The sequence below is a fragment of the Microbacterium rhizomatis genome (assembly GCF_008710745.1).
Lineage (GTDB): Bacteria > Actinomycetota > Actinomycetes > Actinomycetales > Microbacteriaceae > Microbacterium > Microbacterium rhizomatis.
Map to the genome: position 1 here is coordinate 222,843 of NZ_VYSA01000003.1, position 23,303 is coordinate 246,145.

At 70.6% G+C, this 23,303-nt stretch carries 12 protein-coding genes; all 12 read left to right on the forward strand.

Features of this window, described 5'->3' with window-relative positions:
• Positions 1-49 precede the first annotated feature (49 nt).
• On the forward strand, positions 50-1,843 hold the full coding sequence (locus F6B43_RS14980; RefSeq protein ID WP_150449788.1) for a glycoside hydrolase family 3 protein: 1,794 nt from the start codon (positions 50-52) through the stop codon (positions 1,841-1,843).
• Between the two features lie 170 nt (positions 1,844-2,013).
• Positions 2,014-4,119: an acyl-CoA dehydrogenase family protein gene (locus F6B43_RS14985; RefSeq protein ID WP_150449789.1), complete on the forward strand. Its 2,106-nt coding sequence runs from the start codon at positions 2,014-2,016 to the stop codon at positions 4,117-4,119.
• 139 nt (positions 4,120-4,258) lie between these two features.
• The gene (locus tag F6B43_RS14990) at positions 4,259-4,831 is read left to right on the forward strand and encodes a DNA-3-methyladenine glycosylase I (protein ID WP_150449790.1); all 573 of its coding nucleotides are present in this window, start codon (positions 4,259-4,261) and stop codon (positions 4,829-4,831) included.
• Positions 4,832-5,013: 182 nt separating this feature from the next.
• On the forward strand, positions 5,014-7,374 hold the full coding sequence (locus F6B43_RS14995; RefSeq protein ID WP_150449791.1) for an ATP-binding cassette domain-containing protein: 2,361 nt from the start codon (positions 5,014-5,016) through the stop codon (positions 7,372-7,374).
• 260 nt (positions 7,375-7,634) lie between these two features.
• Positions 7,635-13,706, forward strand: a complete 6,072-nt coding sequence (locus F6B43_RS15000; RefSeq protein WP_150449792.1) for an Ig-like domain-containing protein — start codon at positions 7,635-7,637, stop codon at positions 13,704-13,706.
• Between the two features lie 60 nt (positions 13,707-13,766).
• Entirely contained in the window at positions 13,767-14,753 is a 987-nt protein-coding gene (locus F6B43_RS15005) for an AAA family ATPase (RefSeq protein ID WP_150449793.1), read from the forward strand.
• On the forward strand, positions 14,753-16,009 hold the full coding sequence (locus F6B43_RS15010; protein WP_150449794.1) for a DUF58 domain-containing protein: 1,257 nt from the start codon (positions 14,753-14,755) through the stop codon (positions 16,007-16,009). Before F6B43_RS15005 ends, F6B43_RS15010 begins: the two co-directional genes overlap by 1 nt.
• On the forward strand, positions 16,006-18,402 hold the full coding sequence (locus F6B43_RS15015; protein WP_211368158.1) for a transglutaminase-like domain-containing protein: 2,397 nt from the start codon (positions 16,006-16,008) through the stop codon (positions 18,400-18,402). Before F6B43_RS15010 ends, F6B43_RS15015 begins: the two co-directional genes overlap by 4 nt.
• A complete protein-coding gene (locus tag F6B43_RS15020) occupies positions 18,395-19,513 on the forward strand; it encodes an RDD family protein (protein WP_150449795.1) in 1,119 nt (372 codons plus the stop codon). Before F6B43_RS15015 ends, F6B43_RS15020 begins: the two co-directional genes overlap by 8 nt.
• Positions 19,510-20,361 (forward strand): PP2C family protein-serine/threonine phosphatase, encoded by an 852-nt coding sequence (locus F6B43_RS15025; protein ID WP_150449796.1) that lies wholly within the window; start codon positions 19,510-19,512, stop codon positions 20,359-20,361. Before F6B43_RS15020 ends, F6B43_RS15025 begins: the two co-directional genes overlap by 4 nt.
• Complete coding sequence (locus F6B43_RS15030) at positions 20,358-21,659, forward strand: FHA domain-containing protein (RefSeq protein WP_150449797.1); 1,302 nt, start codon at positions 20,358-20,360, stop codon at positions 21,657-21,659. Before F6B43_RS15025 ends, F6B43_RS15030 begins: the two co-directional genes overlap by 4 nt.
• Positions 21,656-23,299: a serine/threonine-protein kinase gene (locus F6B43_RS15035; protein WP_150449798.1), complete on the forward strand. Its 1,644-nt coding sequence runs from the start codon at positions 21,656-21,658 to the stop codon at positions 23,297-23,299. Before F6B43_RS15030 ends, F6B43_RS15035 begins: the two co-directional genes overlap by 4 nt.
• Positions 23,300-23,303: the final 4 nt, after the last annotated feature.

The following is a 23,303-nucleotide window of genomic DNA, read 5'->3' on the forward strand; positions in this document are numbered from 1 at the left end:
ACGGGGATCACGCTAAGAAACCAAGCGCTGTTCGGTTTACACTCGATCCATGAGCAACGAAGCCACGACCACCGCTGTCGACGACCGTTATCGCGATGCATCGCTCCCCGTCGAGGAGCGCGTCGAGATCCTCCTGAACCAGATGACGCTCGACGAGAAGGCCGGGCTGTTCTTCCAGACGATGATCTCGATCGGCCCGGACGGCGAGCTGTCGGACGGCGACCCCGCGTTCAACCTGCCCTCCAACGCGCACTATGTGCTCGAGCGCTCGATGAACCACTTCAACCTGCTCGGCGTCGCCCCCACCGCCGGCACGATCGCGCGCTGGCACAACAGGCTGCAGGAGCTGGCAGCATCCACCCGCCTGGGGATCCCGGTGACGATCTCGACGGATCCGCGGCACGCGTTCAGCGAGAACCCGGGCGCGGCGTTCCTCTCGGGCCCCTTCTCGCAGTGGCCCGAGCCGCTCGGGCTGGCCGCCACCCGCGATGCGGACCTCGTGCAGGGCTTCGGCGACATCGCGCGACAGGAGTACACCGCCGTCGGCATCCGTGTCGCACTGCACCCGCAGGTCGACCTCGCGACCGAGCCGCGCTGGGCGCGAGCTCTGCAGACCTTCGGCGAGGACGCAGACCTGAGCGGCGAACTGGGCGCGGCGTACGTGCGCGGGTTCCAGGGCGAGTCGTTCGGCGCCGGCTCGGTGTCGACGATGACGAAGCACTTCCCCGGCGGCGGCCCGCAGAAGGACGGCGAAGACCCGCACTTCGCCTACGGCCGCGAGCAGGTCTACCCCGGCGACAACTTCGAGTACCACCTCAAGCCCTTCGAGGCCGTCTTCGCGGCGGGCGGGCGGCAGATCATGCCGTACTACGGGATGCCGGTCGGCACCGAGCACGAGGAGGTGGGGTTCGGCTTCAACAAGTCGGTGCTCACCGGGCTCCTCCGCGAGCGCTTCGGCTTCGACGGCATCGTCTGCACCGACTGGGGATTGGTGACCGACTCCGAGATCATGGGGCAGCCGTTCCCGGCGCGCGCGTGGGGCGTCGAGGACCTGACCCCCGCCGAGCGGATCGTCAAGATCCTGGATGCCGGAGCCGACCAGTTCGGCGGCGAGAAGTGCACCGAGCTGCTGATCGAGCTCGTCGAGCAGGGCGTGATCACCGAGGAGCGCCTCGACGTCTCGGCCCGCCGCCTGCTGCGTGAGAAGTTCGAGCTCGGACTCTTCGAGAACCCGTACGTCGACGCCGAGGCCGCCGATTCGATCGTCGGCTCGGCCGCGTTCCGCGCGGCGGGCGACGCCGCGCAGCGAGCATCCATCACGGTCCTCTCGAACGAGCGGACGGATGCCGGAGCCCCCGCACTCCCGTTCGCGCGCGGCGCGAAGCTCTACGTCGAAGGCCTCGCCCCTGAGGCCGCGGCCGCGTACGGCGAGGTCGTCGCCACGCCCGCCGAGGCGGATGTCGCGATCCTGCGGCTGCAGGCGCCGTTCGAGCAGCGCGACACGATGTTCGAGAACTTCTTCCACGCTGGCTCGCTCGAGTTCCCGGCCGAAGTGCTCGACCACGTCGCCGAGGTCGCCGCCCAGGTGCCGACGGTGGTGGACGTGTTCCTCGATCGCCCCGCGATCCTCGCCCCGATCGTCGAGTCGGCGGCGGCGGTCGTGGCGAACTGGGGCGTGAGCCCCGCGGCGCTGCTGGACGTGCTGACCGGCGAGGCCGCGGCCCACGGCAGGCTGCCGTTCGATGTGCCGCGCAGTATGGCGGCGGTCGAGGCATCCCGCCCGGACGTGCCCTTCGACACGGCGGACCCGCTCTTCCGCTTCGGGCACGGCCTGACGCTGTGACCCTGGGGATGTCGCGGGTGATGCGGGGGGCGGGGACTGTCGGGAGCGCACAATCGGACGGGGCTACGGGTCCCGAGGGGTTTGTGGGAAGTGTCCATGCACTTTCGGGTGGCGTTGTGGGACTTCTACCATTGGAGGAACTTCCCTTCTCCGCGTGATGTGAGGATCCCATGACCGACGCCGTCGTTCGTTCCCAGAAGCCCGCCACCAGCAAGCGCACCCCCGCGGGCGGCGCGGCTCCCACGCCGCACACCGCCGCCGAGGCATCCGAACCGCGCATCCACGTGTCGCAGGTCACCGACATGCTGCTCGGCACGTGGGCCGACACGCGGCGCGAGGCGCGCGAGATGATCAAGGATCCGGCGTTCTGGCGCGTCGACGGGCTGAGCATGGACGAGCACCGCGAGCGCGTGCTCTCGCAGCTGCACCTCCTCGTCGAGCAGGGCGGTGTGCACCGCGCGTTCCCGAAGGAGTACGGCGGCGCCGAGAACAACGGTGCGAACATCGCCGGATTCGTCGAGCTGGTCGCGGCAGACCCCAGCCTGCAGATCAAGGCGGGCGTGCAGTGGGGTCTGTTCGGCTCGGCCGTGCTGCAGCTCGGCACGAAGGAGCACCACGACAAGTGGCTCCCCGGCATCATGAGCCTCGAGATCCCGGGCGCGTTCGCGATGACCGAGACGGGGCACGGATCGGATGTCGCCGCCGCCGGCACCACAGCGACGTATGACCCCGAGGCCGAGGAATTCGTCATCCACACGCCGTTCCGGGGCGCATGGAAGGACTACCTCGGCAACGCGGCGGTGCACGGCATCGCGGCCACTGTGTTCGCGCAGCTCATCACGAACGGCGTGAACCACGGCGTGCACTGCTTCTACGTGCCGCTCCGCGATGAGAACGGCGAGTTCCTGCCCGGTATCGGCGGCGAGGACGACGGCCTCAAGGGCGGCCTCAACGGCATCGACAACGGCCGGCTGCACTTCGACCACGTGCGCGTGCCGCGGACGAACCTGCTGAACAAGTACGGCGACGTCGCCCCCGACGGCACCTACTCGAGTCACATCTCGAGCCCGGGCCGCCGCTTCTTCACGATGCTCGGCACGCTCGTGCAGGGCCGTGTGTCGCTCGACGGCTCGGCGGCATGGGCCTCGGCGCTGGGGCTGAACATCGCGATCACGTACGCGAACCAGCGTCGTCAGTTCGACTCCGGTGCGGGCACGGACGAGATCGTGCTGCTGGACTACGGAAAGCACCAGCGACGCCTGCTGCCGCGCCTGGCGACGACATACGCGTCGATCTTCGCCCACGACGAGTTCCTCCAGAAGTTCGACGCGGTCTTCAGCGGTGCCGCCGACACCGACCACGATCGCGAAGACCTCGAGACCCTCGCGGCGGCGCTCAAACCGCTGTCGACCTGGCACGCGCTGGACACCCTCCAGGAGGCGCGCGAAGCGTGCGGCGGCTCGGGATTCCTCGCCGAGAACCGGCTCGTGGGCCTGCGTGCCGACCTCGATGTGTACGCCACATTCGAAGGCGACAACAACGTGCTCCTGCAGCTCGTCGGCAAACGCCTCCTCGCCGATTACGCGAAGCAGTTCAAGGGTGCGGATGCGGCGAAGCTCGCCAAGTACGCGGTCGGCCAGACCGCCGGCAAGCTCTTCCACGGTGCCGGGCTGCGCCGCCTCGGCCAGGCCGTGGGCGACCTCGGTTCGACCGCGCGCTCGGTCGAACGCGGGCTCCGCGCCGACCAGCAGCACGAGTTGCTCGCCGGTCGCGTGCAGCAGATGGTCGCTGATGTCGCGGGGCGCCTGCGTCCGGCATCCAAGCTCTCCAAGACGGAGGCCGCAGCGATCTTCAACGCGAACCAGTCCGAGCTGATCGAGGCAGCGCGCGCACACGGCGAGCTGCTGCAGTGGGAGGCGTTCACGGATGCGGTCAACTCGATCACCGACCCGGGTACGGCCCACGTGCTGACCTGGCTGCGCGACCTGTTCGGGCTGAGCCTGATCGAGAAGCACCTCTCGTGGTACCTCATCAACGGCCGGCTCTCGACGCAGCGTGCGGCCGCCGTGTCGAGCTATATCGATCGGCTGTGCCTGCGCCTGCGTCCGCACGCCCAGGACCTCGTCGATGCGTTCGGCTACGCGCCCGAGCACGTTCGCGCCTCGATCGCCTCCGGCGCCGAGCAGGCTCGCCAGGACGAGGCAAGGGCCTACTTCGCCGCGCTTGAGGCCTCTGGCGAGGCCCCGATCTCGGAGAAGGCCGCGGGCAAGCGCTAGCCCCCCGCATCCCCTCGCTCCTCTTCTCTTTTCTTCTTCTGCGAGACCGGATAGGCGACACGAGACCTGGTGCGTTCGTCACCTTTTCGTGGCGCCCATCCGGTCTCGCAGGCTTTGGAGGGGACGTAGGGTGGGCGAGGTGAGCAGCGTGCGGGTCGGGGAGGACGGTATCGCGCGGTGCGGGTGGGCCGACAGCGACCCCGAGTACCGCCGGTACCACGACGAGGAGTGGGGAACCGCCCTGCACGGCGACCGCGCCCTGTTCGAGAAGATGAGCCTCGAGGGCTTCCAGGCCGGGCTGTCGTGGATCACGATCCTGCGCAAGCGCCCGCGGTTCCGTGAGGTGTTCGCCGGCTTCGACCCCGCAGTGGTCGCCGCGTTCGGGCCCGACGACATCGAGCGGTTGATGGGGGATGCCGGCATCATCCGCAATCGCGCCAAGATCGAGGCGACGATCTCGAACTCGCGACTGATGCTCGATCTCGAGCCCGGGGAGCTGGACGCGTTGCTCTGGTCGTTCGCGCCCGCTCAGCATCGGCCGCCCGCGACGTTCGCCGAGGTACCGGCGACCACGCCCGAGTCCGAGGCCATGAGCAAGGCGCTGCGCACGCGCGGGTTCCGCTTCGTCGGCCCGACGACGATGTACGCGTTGATGCAGTCCGCCGGCATGGTCGACGACCACGTCGCCGGCTGCTGGCGCGCGCGGCGCTGAGGCCCCGTGGGGCGCCCCCGCGTGCCTCGCCCCGTGCACAACGCAGGATCGACCAGCGCCATCGGGGGCGACACGCCGCGCAGTGGTGCTCGGCGGGCCGGTTGATCCTGCGTTGTGCACCCGGGGCGGGGGTGAGCAGGGCCGGAGAAGGCGTCGTCGGAGGCGTACGACAGAATGTCGGCATGACGGAAAGCGCAGTGTCCGCTCACATCGCCGACTCGCACGAGGTGATCCGCGTCGTCGGGGCACGGGAGAACAACCTCAAGAACGTCAGCGTCGAGATTCCCAAACGGCGCCTCACCGTCTTCACCGGGGTGAGCGGATCGGGCAAGTCATCGCTCGTGTTCGGCACGATCGCGAACGAGTCGCAGCGGCTGATCAACGAGACCTACCCCACGTTCGTGCAGCAGTTCATGGGCCAGCTCAGCCGCCCCGAGGTCGACGCGCTCGAGAACGTGAGCCCGGCGATCATCGTCGACCAGGAGCGCATGGGCGCGAACGCGCGCTCCACCGTGGGCACAGCCACCGACGCGCACGCCATGCTGCGGCTGCTGTTCAGCCGGCTCGGCCAGCCCCACGTCGGGTCGCCGCAGGCGTTCTCGTTCAACGTCCCCTCCGTCAGCGGCGCGGGCGCCGTCACGCTGCAGAGCGGCAAGAAGGAGCGCCGCTCGTTCGAGATCACGGGTGGGATGTGCCCGCGCTGCGAGGGCCTCGGCGAGGCGAGCGACATCGACCTCGACGAGATCTTCGACCGCGAGAAGTCGCTCGCCGAGGGCGCGATCGCGGTCCCCGGCTACAGCGTCGACGGGTGGATGGTGCGCGGCTTCACCGAGTCGGGCTTCGTCGACCCCGACAAGAAGATCAAGGACTACTCCGAGCAGGAGCTCGCCGACTTCCTCTACAAGGAGCCGACGAAGGTCAGGATCCAGAACATCAACATGACGTACGAGGGGCTCATCCCCAAGCTCACCAAGTCGATGCTCCAGAAAGACCGCGACGCGCTCCAGCCGCATGTCCGCGCCTTCGTCGATCGCGCGGTCAGGTTCACGGCGTGCCCGGCGTGCGGCGGCACCCGGCTCAACGACGGCGCCCGGTCGTCGAAGATCGCCGGCGTCAGCATCGCGGATGCCGCGGCCATGCAGATCACGGACCTCGCGGCGTGGCTGCGCACCGTCGATGACCCATCGGTCGCTCCGCTCATGGTGACGCTCCGGGATGTCATCGACTCGTTCGTCGACATCGGGCTCGGGTACCTCTCGCTCGACCGGTCCAGCGGCACGCTCTCGGGGGGCGAATCGCAGCGCACGAAGATGATCCGGCACCTCGGCTCGGCGCTCACCGACATCAGCTACGTGTTCGATGAGCCCACGGCCGGCCTGCACCCGCACGACATCCAGCGCATGAACGCGCTGCTGCAGCAGCTTCGCGACAAGGGCAACACCGTGCTCGTCGTCGAGCACAAGCCGGAGGTCATCGAGATCGCCGACCACGTCGTCGACCTGGGCCCCGGGGCGGGTCGCGCGGGCGGTGAGATCCAGTACGAGGGGGATGTCGCGGGCCTCCGCGCATCCGGAACCCTGACCGGGCGGCACCTCGACCACCGGGCGCGGCTCAAAGCATCCACCCGCACCTCGAAGGCCGCGATCCAGATCCGCGGGGCCGCGCAGCACAACCTGAAGAACGTCGACGTCGACATCCCTCTCGGGGTCCTCACCGTCATCACCGGCGTCGCCGGATCGGGCAAGTCGTCGCTCATTCACGGAAACGTTCCCGCGTTCGACGATGTCGTCGTCGTCGATCAGGCGCCGATCAAGGGCAACAGGCGCAGCAGCCCTGCGACCTACACCGGCATCCTCGATACGGTCCGTGCGGCGTTCGCGAAGGCCAACGGCGTCAAGCCCGCGCTGTTCAGCGCCAACTCCGAGGGGGCGTGCCCTGCGTGCAGGGGGCTCGGCGTGATCATCACGACCCTCGGGTTCACCCAGACCGTCGAGACGCTCTGCGAGCTGTGCAACGGCAGCGGTTTCAGCGACGAGGTGCTCGAGCACCTGCTCGACGGCAGGAACATCGCCGAGGTGCTCGCGATGTCGGCGGCTGAGGCGGCCGAGTTCTTCGCCGGACGCAAGGGCATGGGGCCGGCAGAGGTGACCCTCGCCCGCATGATCGACGTCGGAATCGGGTACATCACGCTGGGCCAGGCGCTCAGCACGCTGTCGGGCGGCGAGCGTCAGCGCCTCAAGCTCGCGATCAGCATGGCCAAGAAGGGGGCCATCTACGTGCTCGACGAGCCCACGACGGGCCTGCACCTCGCCGACGTCGACAACATGCTCGGGATGCTCGATCGCCTCGTCGAGGCGGGCAACAGCGTCATCGTGATCGAGCACCACCAGGCCGTCATGGCGCATGCCGACTGGATCATCGACCTCGGACCGGGGGCAGGGCACGACGGCGGGACGATCGTGTTCGAGGGCACCCCCGCCGACCTGGTCGCGACGGCCGAGACCCTCACCGCGACGCACCTGAAGGCGTACGTCGCGGGCTGATCGCGTTTCGTCTCGCGTCGCTCGCTCGACGAGCGGCTCCGCGGAGCCCCTGGACCGACGTACTGCGCAGATGCGGCGGATCTCGGTACGCGAGCAAGCTCGCACCCCGATCACCGGATCGCGCTGGCGCGCGAAGAATTCGGGGGCGGGGAAATGTCCCCATCCATAGCACGCCGACGCGCAGGTTAGTCTGAGAAAGCTCTTAGTCCGTCTCGCTCGCGGATTCCCCACTCTGACGACGACCGAAAGCGCTCCCGCTCATGAAGTCCTTCGCGTGGCTCCGTGCGCGCCCCAAGGCGCTCGCATCGGCGGGCGTGGTGACCGTCTCGGCGCTCGCCGTGACTCTGATGGCGTTCGTCTACCAGGGGTTCCCGACCACGGAGGTCGACCTCCACGACGGTGGGGTGTGGGTCACGAAGAAGTCGAGCCTGCTCGTCGGGCACTTCAACCACGTCTCGCAGGTGCTCGACGGCGGCCTGCGCACGTCGTCCGATGAGTACGACGTGCTCCAGGCGGGTTCGACCGTGCTGGTGGTCGACGACTCCGCCAGCACCGTGACCACCGTCGACCCGGCGATGGTCGTGCTCGCCGACTCGGCGCACGTCCCCGCCGGCGCGAAGGTGCTGCTGGGCGGTTCGACCGTCGCCGTCCTCGACCCCGCCTCCGGGTCGCTCTGGGTCGTCCCGTCGGCCGCGATCGGCTCATTCGCGGTCGAGGGCACCGACCCGACGCTGGAGCTGGGCCCGGATGCGGTGGCCGCCGTCGGCGTCGACGGCGTCGTGCACGCGCTGTCGGTGCAGTCCAGCGAGCTCGTCTCGATCGGGCTGGATCCGACGGGCGAGCCGGGCGACCCGTCACGGCGGGGCATCGATCCGGTACCCGCCGGCGCGAAGGTCGCCGTCACGGCGGTCGGATCGGTCGGGGTCGCGCTCGTGAACGACACGATCGTCACCTCCGACGGAACGAAGACGACGGTCGCCGGATCCACCGGCGCCGCCATCCAGCAGCCCTCGGCGGAGGCGACGACCGTGGCGCTGGCAACATCCTCCGCGCTCGTGCAGGTGCCGCTGGACGGGTCGGCGCCCGCCGAACAGCCCGCGGGCGCGGACGGAACCGCCGCCGACCCCGTGACACTCGCCGGATGCACGTACGCCGCGTGGTCAGGTTCTGCGAAGTTCCTCCGCGACTGCGCCGGAACGGACGACGACCTCGCCGCGGACATTCCGGGTGCAGATCCGGCATCCGTCCTGCGGTTCCGGCAGAACCGCGACGTCGTGGTGCTCAACGACATCGTCGGTGGGGCGGCGTGGATGGCGAGTCAGAGCCTGCAGCGCATCGACAACTGGAACGACATCACGCCCCCGCAGGGCGATACCGACGAAGACCAGCAGACGACCGAGGAGACGGTCGAGACGACGCTCCCCGAGCGCACCGACGTCAATACGGTCCCCGTCGCGACCGACGACTCGTTCGGCGTCCGCCCCGGCCGCACCACGGTGCTGCCTGTGCTCGACAACGACAGCGATGCAGACGGCGATGTGCTGACCGCATCCGTCCCCGATGGAGACCCGCGCCTGGGGCCGGTGCAGCCGATCAACAACGGCGCGGCGCTGCAGATCTCGGTACCCGCCGACGCCACGGGCTCCGACTCGTTCGGCTACAAGATCGACGACGGCCGAGGCGGCACGGCCACGGCCACCGTGCGCCTGGCCGTCCACGGGTGGGAGACGAACGCCTCGCCGACGCAGAAGCGCGTGACGACGGTCACGGTGGAGGCCGGCGGCACCGTCTCGTACAACGTGCTGCCCGATTGGATCGACCCCGACGGCGACGACGTCTTCCTCAAGGCGGTCACGCCCGCCGCGGGGGACGAGGCCGATTTCACCTCCGACGGACGGATCACCTATCGCGCGATCGGCGGCACGCAGGGCCGGAAGGATGTCGCGATCATCGTCTCGGACGGCGACGAGGTCACCGAGGGGGTCGTGCGCTTCGACGTGCGCCCTGTGGGCTCGACCGTGCCGGTCACGAACGCAGACCATGTGGTCGTGCGCGCCGGTCAGACGGCGACGGTGTCTCCGCTCGTGAACGACACGAGCTCGAGCGCCGAGCCGCTGCGGCTGACGCGGGTGGACGAGGTCGCGAACGCGACGATCGTGCCGGACTTCGCGAACAAGACCTTCTCGTTCCTCTCGAGCATTCCCGGCACCTACTACGTGCAGTACCTCGTCGCCGCAGGTGCCAACGCGGTACCGGGACTCGTCCGCGTCGACGTGCTCGACGGCACCGAGACCGACCTTCCGCCGATCGCCGTCCGCGATGTCGCACTCCTGCCCAGCGGCGGCGAAGTGCTCGTCAACGTGCTCGCCAACGACACCGATCCGGCAGGAGGCATCCTCGTCGTGCAGTCCGTCACGGTCGACGCGAACGCCGGAGTCGCCGTGTCGGTGCTCAACCACGAGACGCTCCGCATCAGCGATCAGGCGGCGCTCGCCGCGCAGGTGCGCATCTCGTACCGGATCTCGAACGGGTCGAAGACCGCCGACGGCGAAGTCGTCGTGATCCCCGTGCCCGCACCCGCGCAGCTGCGCCCGCCCGTCGCCAACGACGACCAGGTCGTGGTGCGCGCCGGCGACGTCGTGACGATCCCGGTGCTGGAGAACGACTATCACCCGAACGGCGATACGCTCCACGTCGCGCCAGACCTCGTGCCTCCGCTGGTGACGGCCGACAAGGGCGAGATGTTCGTCTCGCAGGACACGCTGCGCTTCCGCGCCTCCGACACCCCCGGCACCGTGTACGCGACGTACGAGGCGGTCGACAGCACGGGCCAGAAGGATGCCGGCTACGTCACGATCCAGGTGCTGCCCGTCAACGCCGACACCAATTCGGCGCCGCGCCCGCGCGACCTGGTCGCCCGCGCGCTGAGCGGATCGAAGGTCCGCATCCCGGTGCCGCTGGACGGCATCGACGCCGACGGCGACTCCGTCGCTCTGGTCGGGCTCGCCTCCGCGCCTACGAAGGGCGCGATCTCGGACATCGGCTCGAACTACATCGAGTACGACGCGTTCACCGGTTCCAGCGGCGTCGACCTCTTCACCTACCGCGTCCGCGACCGGCTCGGCAAAGAGGCGACGGCCACCGTGCGGGTCGGCATCGCGCCGCCCGAGGCCGCGAACCAGGCGCCGTATGCGGTGAAGGATGCCGTCATCATGCGCCCCGATCGCTCGATCGCGGTGCCGGTGCTGCAGAACGACTCCGACCCGGACGGCGATGAGATCTCGCTCGTGAGCAACGGGCTCGTGCTCCCGGACGTACCGGGACTCTCGGCCACCGTCGAGGGCAACCGCGTCGTGGTGACCTCGCCGTCGACGCCGGTCGAGACCTCCCTCCAGTACACGATCCGCGACAGCCGGGGCGCCACGGCCACCGCGGTGCTGCAGGTGACAGTGAAGGACGACGTGCCGCTGCTGCGGCCGATCGCCCGCGACGACACCGTCCGCGCCGCCGACATCGTCGATGCGTCGGTCGATGTCACCGTGCTCGCCAACGACGAAGACCCCGACGGCACGATCGCGGCGCTCGACGTCTCGGTCGCCGACCCGCAGGCGCGCGTCCTGGGCGACGGCGTCGTGCGCATTCCTGTCACCGAGCAGGATCAGCTGATCACCTACACGATCACCGACCAGGACGGACTCACCGCCTCGGCCTTCATCCGCGTGCCCGCCCTCTCGTCGCTGCCGCCCACGCTGACCTCGACGGCGGGGATCACCGTCAAGAGCGGCGAGACCGTCGACATCCCGCTCGCCGACCATGTGAAGGCGGCCGGGGGCGGCACCGTCATCGTCACCGAGGCCGCGAAGGTCTCGGCGGTGCACTCCAACGGATCGTCGCTCGTGAAGGACCAGACGACGCTCGTCTACACCTCGGCCCAGGGATACTTCGGGCGCGACGCGATCACTTTCGAGGTGACCGATGGCACGGGGCCCGATGACCCGGCCGGCCGAAAGGCCACGCTCACGCTGCCGATCACGGTGCTGCCGCCGTCGAACCAGCCGCCGACGTTCGTCAACGGACAGATGGACGTCGCGCCCGGTGAGGACGCGACGAGCCTCGACCTGCTCGCCCTGACGTCCGACCCGGATCCGGAAGATCTTCCCGGGATGCGCTACTCCATCGTGGGGGGCTCGCCCTCCGGCATCTCTGCCTCGGTCGACGGTCAGCTGATCAAGGTCAGTGCCGACTCGTCGACGCCGAAGGGCACCGCGGCGACGATCCGCCTCTCGATCACCGACGGTCAGACTGCTCCGGTCGAAGGATCCGTGACGGTGCGGGTGACAGCATCCACCCGCCCCCTCGCAACGGCCAATGACGACACCGTCGCCGAGGCACCGCAGGGCAAGACCGTGAGCGTGCCCGTGCTCGCGAACGATTTCAACCCTTTCCCCGACAAGCCGCTCAAAGTGGTGGCAGCGGTGGTCGAGACCGGGCAGGGAGCAACGCCCGAGATCTCGGGAGGCAACGTCAACGTGACCCCCGATGCGTCGTTCTTCGGCACCATGGTGGTGCGCTACCGCGTGCAGGATGCCACCGGCGACCCCGAGCGCGAGGTCGAGGGCCGCATCCGGCTCACGGTGCAGGGCAAGCCGGAGGCGCCCGGCACACCGACGGTATCGAGCGTGCAGGACCGCACGGTCGTGATGTCGTGGAGCCCGCCCGCCAACAACGGTGCCGACATCACCGGGTACACCGTGAAATCCGTCGCGGGCAACTACACGAAGGCCTGCGTCGCGACCACGTGCACGCTCGACGGGCTGACGAACAACGTCGAGTACAACTTCGTCGTCACCGCCACGAACAGGGTGGGCACATCGGACCCGTCGCCGGCATCGGCGACCGCGCGGCCCGACGCCCGGCCCGACACTCCCAACCCCCCGACGCTCGTCTTCGGCGACAAGAGCCTGAACGTGTCGTGGACGACCCCGTCGACGCCCGGCTCGCCGGTCGAGTCGTACACGCTCGAGATCTCGCCCGCCCCGCCGTCGGGCATCACCCAGAAGACCGGCGTGACCGGCAACGCGCTGGTGTGGGAGGGGCTCGAGAACGGCGCCGCGTACCAGGTGCGCGTGCGCGCGCACAACCGCGCACCCGAGCCGTCGAGCTGGAGCGGCTACTCGGCGACCACGGTGCCCGCCGGCCCGCCCGCCGCCGCGGGTGCGCCGACGACCGCTCGCCTCGCACCCGTCGGCTCGCAGGCCCAGATGCAGGTCTCGTGGAACGCTCCGAACTCGAACGGCGACGCGATCTCGGGATACCGGCTCAACGTCATCCGCGGCGGCTCGGTCATCAGGACGATCCCCGTCGGGGCCGGCCAGACCTCGCAGGCTGTCGTGGTGGATGCCAACACCACCGATTACACGTTCACGGTCGCCGCCTCGAACAAGGCCGGCTGGGGCGCCGACAGCGCGCCGTCCGCGCCGCGGCGCGCGTTCGTCGCACCGGGTCAGCCGAGCAACGTCCAAGCGTCGACGCCGGCGGGCGACGGTCGGATCGTCGTCACGTATGGGGCAGCTGCCGGCAACGGCGCCAACGCCAGCGAGATGGGCTACGAGTACTCGGTCAACGGTGGGGCGAGCTGGAGCGGCAGCTGGGACGGCAGGGTCATCTCCAGCGGCATCTCCAACGGGAGCAGCTACAACGTCCTCGTGCGGGCGTACACCTCGCTGGACGGTGTGCGCTACGACGGCCCGGCATCCAACCCGTCGGGCGCGGTGGTCCCCTACGGTCCCGTGAACACCCCCGGTGCCAGCGCGACGAACAACGGCACGAGCATCACCGTCGGCTGGTCGATGCCCGGCGAGAACGGGCGTGCGATCGTGCGGCTCGAGATCAACGTCGACGGCAACGGCTGGGAGAATGTGGGCGCATCGGGCGGTTCGCGCCAGGTCGGCAACGGCTACAGCCAGGGGCACTCGATCCAGGTGCGCGCGATCGACAGCGCAGGGCAGACGTCCGCGACGAACTCGGCCAGCGCGACGACGAGTCCGCCGCCGCAGCCGGTTGCGATCACCCAGAAGGGGCCGGGGCGCGCGCCGGACGGCAACTGCGGCAACTCCTCGTGCGCGTTCTTCCGCCTCCACGTCGAGAACTTCCCCGCCGGCCGGTACACCCTCGCGTGCTCGCACCAGGGCGACGTGCGCTTCTCGGTCCAGGCCTACGACATCCCCGCGAACGGCGACGTCGACCTGCGCTGCTACATGGGCTACCCGGGCTACGAGGCATGGATCACGATCGACGGCTGGGGCGACGCGCAGCACATGACCTGGTATTAGCGAAGAACCGGCATCGACCGACATCCCGAGAAATCCCTCTCAGAACAGGACTCTTCCCGCATGACCGCATCTCTCACGACGATGACACCCGAGCAGGCAGCGTGGTTCCAGGGCACTTTCGCGCGCCTCGTCGACAACGTCGACCGCGCCGTGATGGGCAAGCGCGAGATCGTGAGCCTCGTGCTCTCGGCGATGCTGTCCGAAGGACACGTGCTGCTCGAAGACGCCCCGGGCACGGGAAAGACCAGCCTGGCCAAGGCGATCGCCGCGACGGTGCAGGGCACGAGCAACCGCATCCAGTTCACGCCCGACCTGCTGCCCTCCGACGTGACGGGCGTCACGATCTACGACCAGGCCGCACACCGGTTCGAGTTCCACCGCGGCCCGATCTTCGCCTCGATCGTGCTGGCCGACGAGATCAACCGTGCCTCGCCGAAGACGCAGTCGGCGCTGCTGGAGGTCATGGAGGAGTCGCGGGTCACCGTCGACGGCGTCACTCACGAGGTCGGGCGCCCGTTCCTCGTGATCGCGACGCAGAACCCGATCGAGCAGGCCGGCACCTACAAGCTTCCCGAGGCGCAGCTCGACCGCTTCCTGGTGAAGACCTCGATCGGCTACCCCGATCTCGCGGTCGCCGAGCGGATCCTCGCCGGCGCCGCCGACCGCAACCCGTCGGCGAGCCTGCCAGCCCTCATCACCACGGGTGCCGTCGCCGATATGGCGGACCTCGCCGCCACGGTGCACGTCGAGTCGGCTGTGCTGCGCTACGTCGCGCAGCTCGCCGAGGCCACGCGCACCGACCCCGCGACCCGCGTGGGCGTTTCGGTGCGCGGTTCGCTGGCGATGGTGCGCATCGCGAAGGTGTGGGCGGCCGCGCAGGGTCGCCACTTCGTGATCCCGGACGACGTGAAAGACCTCGCGGCGTCGGTGTGGACGCACCGGCTCGTGCTCGATCCCGAGGCGGAGTTCTCGGGCACGACGCCGGCGACCGTGCTGAACCGCGTGCTCGAGACCGTTGCGGCACCGCAGGCGAGGTCAGCCGCCTGATGGCCGACGAGGTGCTCTCGACGACGATCCCCCGGGGGGATCGCGCGGGCTGGCGCGATATCGCCGGCCCGCTCGTCGAGCGCGTCCTCGGACGCGTGCGTGCCGTGCTGAGCGTGGCCCGGCCCGTCACGTGGGTGCTGATCGCCGGGGCCGTCGTGCTGTGGATCGCCGGGCAGGCGCTCGGCTGGTGGGAGCTCACCGTCGCCGCGCTCGTGATCGCGGTGACCCTGGCGCTGTGCGCACTGTTCCTGATCGGACGCACGGCATACGACATCTCGCTCGACCTCACCCGCACGCGCGTCGTGGTGGGGGAGCGGGCGGTCGGCGCGCTCACGCTCTCGAACCCGGGAACCCGGGCGATCCTGCCATCGCGCGTCGTGCTTCCCGTGGGCTCGGGCCGCGGCACGTTCTCGGTGCGGCGTCTGGCGGCCGGCGACTCGGCGGAAGAGCTGTTCGCGATCCCGACCCAGCGCCGCGGCGTGCTGCAGGTCGGACCGGTGAGCGTGGTGCGCGGCGACCCGCTCGGGCTGTTCGAGCGCGTGCATCGACGCGACGAGCCGGTGGACCTGTTCGTGCACCCCCGCACGGTGCTCTTCGCCGGTCAGTCGCTCGGTTTCCTCCGCGACCTCGAAGGCCTCCCGGCCACCGACCTGTCACCCGATGACGTGTCGTTCCATGCGCTTCGTGAGTACCACCCCGGCGACGACCTGCGGCACGTGCACTGGAAGTCGACCGCCCGCACCGGCACGGTGATGGTCCGTCAGTACGAAGAGACCCGGCGCTCGCACTTCGTGATCGGCCTTTCGCGCAGCCCCGCCGATTACCGCGACGACGCCGAGTTCGAGCTCGCGATCTCGGCGGCCGGCTCGCTGGGGCTCCGGGCACTCCGCGACTCGCAGCGCGTCGAGGTGCGGGTGCAGGGTCGCTCGCTGCCCGCGGCGACGGGCAAGCAGTTCCTCGACTCGCTCTCGGCGCTCGAGCCGTCGCGGCCGCGCGAGGGCGGCATCGTGCCGCTGGCCGGTGTCGTCGCGGCCACGCTGGCTCTCGCGAGCGTCGTCGTGCTGGTGTGCGGGAGCGCGGTGGATGCTGCGCAGCTGCGCGTCGCGTGCTCTCGCCTGCCCTACGGGGCCCGGGCGCTCGCGGTCGTCGCGCAGACCGACGCCGCCCCGTCGCTCCGGCGCATCGGCGAGGCCGACGTCCTCACGATCGGCTCTCTCGATCAGCTCGCCGGAGCACTGCGGAAGGTGCTCGCGTGAGCGCGCCGGCCCGCGTTGCGGCCCCGAACACGCCGGGGGCGGCCGTGTCGATCGCGCCCCGCCGCACCGCACTGGATCTCGCCGCGACGGCAGCCCTCCTGCTCGTCGGCATCGTGGGCTTCTGGCCGACCTTCGGCGGCCCGGGCTACCTCTTCGCCGCCCTCGGGGCGCTCGCGCTGGGCGTCGCCATCGCCTGGCTCGGCGCCCGGTTCCGGTGGGGCATCCTGATCGTGGCCGCGCTGACCGTCGCGACGTACTTCGTGTTCGGCGGCGCGCTCGCGCTGCCCCACACCGCGATCGCCGGCGTGATCCCCTCACTCGACACGCTGCAGCAGCTCGGGCTCGGCGTCGTCACGTCGTGGAAGCGCCTGCTCACCACGGTGGCGCCGGTCGCCGCATCCGACGGCCATCTCATCGTGCCGTTCCTGCTCACCCTCGTCGCCGCCGTGGTGACGGCGAGCCTCGCCCTGAGGCTGCGGAGTGCGGGGTGGGCGCTCATTCCCGCCGCGGCATACCTCGGTCTGCAGATCGCCCTCGGTACTCCCCAGCCCGCCGTTCCCATCATCCAGGGCGTCGTGTTCGCGATCGCGGGCGTGGTCTGGCTCGCGGTGCGCCAGGCATGGTCGTCGTCGAGCGGCGCGGTCTCGCTCGGCGGCGAGGACTCCGCGAGCACGGGCATGGCCGTCCGCCGCGTGGTGGCGGGGGGCGCCATTCTCGCGGTCGCCGCCACCGCCGGATTCGCCGCCGCCGCGATCGCCGCGCCCGCGGCGCCCCGCTACGTCCTGCGCGACGCGGTGATCCCTCCGTTCGACATCAAGCAGTACGCGAGCCCGATGCAGGGGTACCGCGGGTACGTGCGCGACGACGCATCCACGACCCTGTTCACGGTGTCCGGCCTGCCCGTCGGGGCGCGCGTGCGCATCGCCACGATGGACGCGTACGACGGCACCGTGTACAACGTCTCCGACGAGGGCGCCGGTTCGTCGAGCGCCTTCACGCCGGTGCGCGCCAGCATGTCGGCCGGCGCCACCGGAACGCCGGCGACCGTGCGCGTCGACATCGGCGACTACGACGGGGTGTGGATGCCCGAGGTCGGCGCCGTCACGAACGTGACGTTCGACGGGGCCCGCGCCGACGACCTGCGTCGCTCCGCGCACTACAACGAGTCGACCGAGACCGGGGTGGTGACCTCGACTCTGCAGACCGGCGACGGGTACACGATGAGTGCGGTGCTGCCGACGGTGCCGAGCGACACGAGCCTGGCGAACTCTCGCTTCGCGCCCGTCCGCATGCCGAAGCAGGAGGGCGTGCCGCAGGAGTTCGCCGACATCGCTGCGAAGGCGGTCGCCGACGCGAACACCCCGATCGAGCAGGCGCGAGCGCTGGAGCAGATGCTCTCGAAGGGCGGGTTCTTCAGCCACGGGCTGGAGGGCGAGGTGCTCTCGCGCGCCGGGCACGGCGCCGCGCGCATCACGACGCTGCTGGGCTCGACGCAGATGGTCGGCGACGACGAGCAGTACGCGACCGCGATGGCACTCCTTGCGGGCGAGCTGGGGATGCCCGCGCGGGTCGTCATGGGCTTCTACCCCGCGGAGGATCAGGCGCAGAACCCGGTGTTCGACGCGACGGGCGACAACCTGCACGCATGGGTCGAGGTCGCGTTCGAAGGCGCCGGATGGGTGCCGTTCGATCCGACACCGCCGAAGGATCAGATCCCGACCGACCAGACGACCAAGCCCCGCGCCGACCCCAAGCCGCAGGTGCTGCAGCCGCCGCCGCCCGAGCAGCAGCCCGCGGATCTTCCGCCCACGGTGCCCGACGAACGGGCGACGGACGACCCGTCGCCGCTCGATCTCGGGCTGCTGCTGATGTGGATCGCGATCGGCGGCGGCATCCTGCTCCTGCTCGCTCTGCTGGCGGCACCCTTCATCGTGATCGGCGCGGTGAAGGCCGCCCGCAGGCGTCGCCGGCGTGCCGCCGAGCGCGCGGCCGATCAGATCAGCGGCGGGTGGGACGAACTGCGTGACCGTGCGGTGGACTACGGCACTCCCGTGCGCCTCGGCGCCACCCACGCCGAGGACGCTGCGATCATCGCGACCGCGTTCGGCGAGCCCCGCGTGACGACGCTCGCGCGGCGCGCGGACGTCGACGTGTTCGGGCCGGCCGAGCCGACAGCATCCGATGTCGACGAATTCTGGCGGCAGGTCGATGAGATCGTCGACGGCATCGGGGAGCGCGCGACTTTCCGGCGGCGGCTCGCCGCCCGGCTCAGTCTGCGGTCGCTGCTGGCCGGTACGAGGTTCTCGCGCACGCTGAGCGTGCTGGCGCCGGTGCGCAGGAGCGCGGCGGCCGAGAGCCGTTCGATCGTGAAAACGGAGGAGCACGATGACTGACCCCCTCTCCGGCCAGGCCGTGATCCCTGCGGCGATCGGTCGCCGTGTCGCCGCGTACGCGATCGATCTCGCCATCGCGCTCGTGATCCCGATCGTCTTCGGGCTCATCGGCGGGGTCATCCTGCTCACGTCCGGCACGAGCGGTTCGCGCGGCGGGCTGCCGATCGCACTCCTGATCACGTACGGCGCAAGCTCCGTCGTCAGTGTCGCGTGGCTGCTGGTCTACACCGCGATGCAGGGCGGGCGAGGCTCCATCGGGCAGCGCGCACGGGGACTGATGCTGGCGGACGCCACCACCGGCGGCGACATCGGATTCTGGCGCGCGCTCCTGCGAAACGTGGTGTGGGCGCTCGCCGCCGCGATCGTCGTCGGCTACTTCACGCCTCTGTTCGACTCATCGAGCCGCCGTCAGGGCTGGCACGACAGAGCGGCGCGCACCGTCGTCGGTGACCGGAAGGCGGCGGAGGCCGCGGCCTCCGCCGTCGCCCCGCCGCTTCCCGCGCCGGCCGCGAACCCCTTCCTCCCGCCGCCCGCCGGTGCCACCGCAACCGCGTCGGTCGTTGCGCCCCCCGCGCCCGTTCGCACGGCCGGCTTCGCGCCCCCGGCCTCCGCGCCCGCGGGCGCGGTGGCCTCCGCGCCCGCGATTCCTGTGGCCGAGGGGCTGATCTCGCAGGTCCCCGGCGTCTCGGCACCGCCGGTCCCCGCCGTGGCTTCCGACGTCGCTGCGCGCGCGGCTTCCCCCGCGAGCGACGACGTCGACGCGACCCGCGCAGGGCGCTCGAGCGCCCCCGCAGTGGTGGCGGCGACGTGGGACGACGGCACGCGGTTCGCCGTGTATGGCCGCACGCTCTTCGGCCGGAACCCTGCCACCGAAGATGGAGCGACCGCGGTGGCCGTGCGCGACGAGACGCTGTCGCTCTCGAAGACCCATTTCGAGCTCGACGGCGATGCCGGCGGCGCGTGGGTGATCGATCGGCACTCGACGAACGGCACGGCGCTCGTGCGCGACGGCGAGCGTCTGACGGTCGAGCCCGGCGAACGCACCACTCTGCGCGCGGGCGACCGGCTCGAGTTCGGCGATCGCAGCCTCACGATCGGGGGCGGCGCATGACCGGAACGACCCCACCCATCACGGTCGCGTTCGGCGCGGCCACCGACACGGGACTCCGCCGGCGCGTGAACCAGGACTCCCACCTCGCCGCTTCGCCCCTCTTCTTGGTGGCCGACGGCATGGGCGGCCATCAGGCCGGAGAAGTCGCCAGCGCCACGGTGATCGACGAGTTCGCGCTCCTCGCCGGGCGATCGAGTCTGCGTATCGACGACGTGCAAGCGGCCCTCGTGCGTGCGCGTCGGCGGGTGGCGGAGCTGCCGATGGGCGCCGGCGCCGGGGCGGGTACGACGCTCACCGGCGTCGTGATCGCCGATGTCGACGGCGACGGCTACTGGCTCACGATCAACCTGGGCGATTCGCGCACCTACCGTCTGAGCGAAGGCGAGTTCGAGCAGATCAGCGTCGACCACTCGGTCGTCCAGGAGCTCATCGACCGGGGCGAGCTCGATCCCGTCTCGGCCGCGATCGATTCGCGACGCAATGTCATCACGCGGGCGATCGGCGCGGGCAGTGACGGTGAGCCGGACTACTGGCTGCTGCCCGCGGAGCAGGGCGACCGCATCCTGGTGTGCTCGGACGGACTTTCGGGAGAGGTCGACCGCAGTCGCATCCACGCGATCCTGCGGGACGAGCCCGACCCGCAGGCCGCCGCCACCCGTCTCGTGCACGAGGCGATGCTGCACGGCGGGCGCGACAACATCACCGCACTGGTCGTCGATGCCGTCGCGGTGAGCGCCCGCACCCGGTGGTCGTTCGACGACGACACCGCGCCCGGAGCGGCATCCAGCCGTGACGACATCGACAGCGACACGCGCCCGCGCGCAGGTCATACGATCGGAGGTCGATGATGGCGCCCGTCCGCTATTCCCCGGGTGCGATGCACCTGATCGTCACGGATGAGGGCGTCGCCCTGCTCGGCGGCGACCTGCCGGCCGCCCTGGTCACTCGAATCTGGACGCACGTGGGCGAAGGCCGCGGTCTCGCCGCCGTGCTGGAGGCGCTCACCGGCGCTTTCGGCACGTCGCTCGCAGCGATTCCGCCGTTCGCGGTCGCGCTCGCCGAGGGCGGATCCGTACGCCTCGCCGTGCGCGGGGCGCTCACCGCGACCATCGAGACCTCTGCGGGTGGCGAGGCGGTGAGCGGGGCGGGTGTCACGACGTGGGCCGAGCGGATGTTCGACGGGGTCGTCCGCGTCGGGATCACCGTGGCCAGGGGAATACCGGAACCCCCCGAGCTCCCCGTGCGCGACGGTGTCGTGCTCGCCTCCCGCGTCGACTGGCTGCTGTACAGCGGTGGGATGGATGCTGCGCCCCCGCCGGCGAACGAGACGACGGGGCTCATCGAGCCCCCGGTCATGGAGCCCCCGGTCATGGAGCCCCCGGTCATCGAGCAGCCGGCCGAGCCCGGCGATCTCGCGCAGCCGGACCCCGAACAGGCTGCCTCCGCGGATGCCGCGGACTCTCCCACCCGGGTCATCGATTCGGTCCCCGGCGCGGGCTCGCTCGACACGTGGCTTCCGCCCGAGGCGACGTACGCTCCGACTGTCGAGTCGGATGCCGTCTCATCGACGACCGGCTACGACCATCTGTGGGGCGAGACGGTGGTGCGCTCGGTCGAGGACGCGGCCGTGCGCCCGGACGATGAAGCCGAAGCCGAGGCGCCGGTCGTCGAGCCTGTTCCCGACGGCGCCTCCGAGACCTTCGGCGACCACGACGGCGAGACGATCTCGGTCGCGCAGGCGCGCGCGCTGCGCGCGGCGGATCCTGATTCCGCGCCGCCCCCGCTCGCACCACCGCGCCCGCCGGCGTTCGGACGCATCCGGCTCTCGACCGGTCAGACGCTCCTTCTGGACCGCACCGTCGTGATCGGGCGGCGCCCGCGGTCCACCCGCGTCACCGGCACCGATCTGCCGCATCTCGTGGCCGTCGACAGCCCGCAGCAGGACATCTCGCGCAGCCACCTCGAGCTGCGGGCCGAAGGCGACAGCATCCTGGCCACCGATCTGCACACGACCAACGGCAGCACGCTCCTTCGTGCCGGCGCCGAACCCGTGCGGCTGCACCCGGGTGAGCCGACCGTCGTCGTGCCGGGCGATGTCATCGACCTCGGCGACGACATCACGGTCTCCATCGAGGACGCCCCGTGAGTCCGAAGCGCGCCCCCATGGCGCCGCCCGATCTGCAGGGCTTCACGTACGTGGATGTCCTCGGTTCGGGCGGCTTCGCCGACGTATACCTGTACGAGCAGCATCTGCCCAAGCGCCGCGTCGCGGTGAAGGTGTTGCTCACCGAGCGCATGTCGACCGGCTCTGTGGCCGAGTTCACCGCCGAGGCCAACGTCATGGCGATGCTCTCGACCCACCCGGCGATCGTGACGATCTACCAGGCCGGGGTCGCCCGCGACGGTCGCCCCTACCTCGTGATGGAGTACTGCCCCAAGCCGAACCTGCAGGTGCGGTATCGCCGCGAGCCCTTCGCGGTCGCCGAGACCCTCCGTGTCGGCATCCAGGTCGCCGCCGCGGTCGAGACCGCGCACCGCGCCGGCGTGCTCCATCGCGACATCAAGCCCGCCAATATTCTGGTGACGGAATACAACCGTCCCGCCCTGACCGACTTCGGGATCGCGTCGACGACGGCGGCCGCTGCGGAGTCGGCCGGGCTCAGCATCCCGTGGTCTCCGCCCGAGTCGTTCGCCGACGTCCCGCAGAGCGGGCCGCGTTCGGACGTGTATGCGCTCGGCGCCACGGTCTACACGCTGCTCGCCGGTCGGTCGCCGTTCGAGGTTCCCGACCAGCGCAATACGGGGGCCGACCTCATCCAGCGGATCGAGACCTCGCCGCTCCCGCCGCTCCAGAGAGCGGATGCTCCACTGTCGCTCCAGCGCGCGCTGGAGCGGGCGATGGCCAAGGCGCCCGCCGACCGCTACGACACCGCCCTCGCCTTCGCCCGGGCACTGCAGAAGGTGCAGATCGAGCTGTCGCACTCCGTCACGCCGATCGACATCCTGGACGACGGCCTCCCCGACGACGTCGAGGCGGACGACGACGACGGGCTCACGCGCGTGCGCGGCGTGGTGAGCATCAGCCCCGAGACGTCGCCGGCCGCCGGTCGCACGCGACAGCCCACGGACCCGATCACCGTTGTCCCGCGGGCCGATGTCACCACCTCCACGCCGGCGACGTCCGCGACGATCGGCGCCGCGCCGCTGGACACCGTCCGGCGCGATACGGTGCCGCCCCCGCCGCCGGTCCTGCCCACCGTCGACTTCCTCGCGCCGTCGACCGGACTCGGCGAGACGATCGCCCGCCCGGTCTCGGTCGCCGCCGAGCCGGCCGAGGCGTCCTCCGATCTGCCGCCCGCTCCGCCCCGCTCGCGCCGCGGACTCCTGTGGTCCCTGGCGGCAGGCGCGTTCCTCGTGATCGTCGCGGCGATCATCGTGTTCTCTCTGCCGGGCGTCCTGGCCGGTCCCGCCCCGGCCCAGCCCTCGTCGCCCGCGACCTCCGACCCGCAGAACCCGATCGACACGCTCGTCGCACCCGCGACCGGCATCACCGGTGCGGTGGACGCGAGCGGCGTGCTGTTCACGTGGAGCAACCCGTCGCCGCAGGAGGGCGACTACTACCTGTGGGGTGTCGTTCCCCGCGATGGGTCGGCGCCCGAACTCGACAAGGTGGATCAGCCGAGCGTCACGACGGCCGCCGATGCGTCAGGGACCACGTGCATCGAGGTCACCGTCGTCCGGGCCAACGGCCGCCCCTCCGAGCCGGCGCGGGGGTGCACGCCGTGAGCGA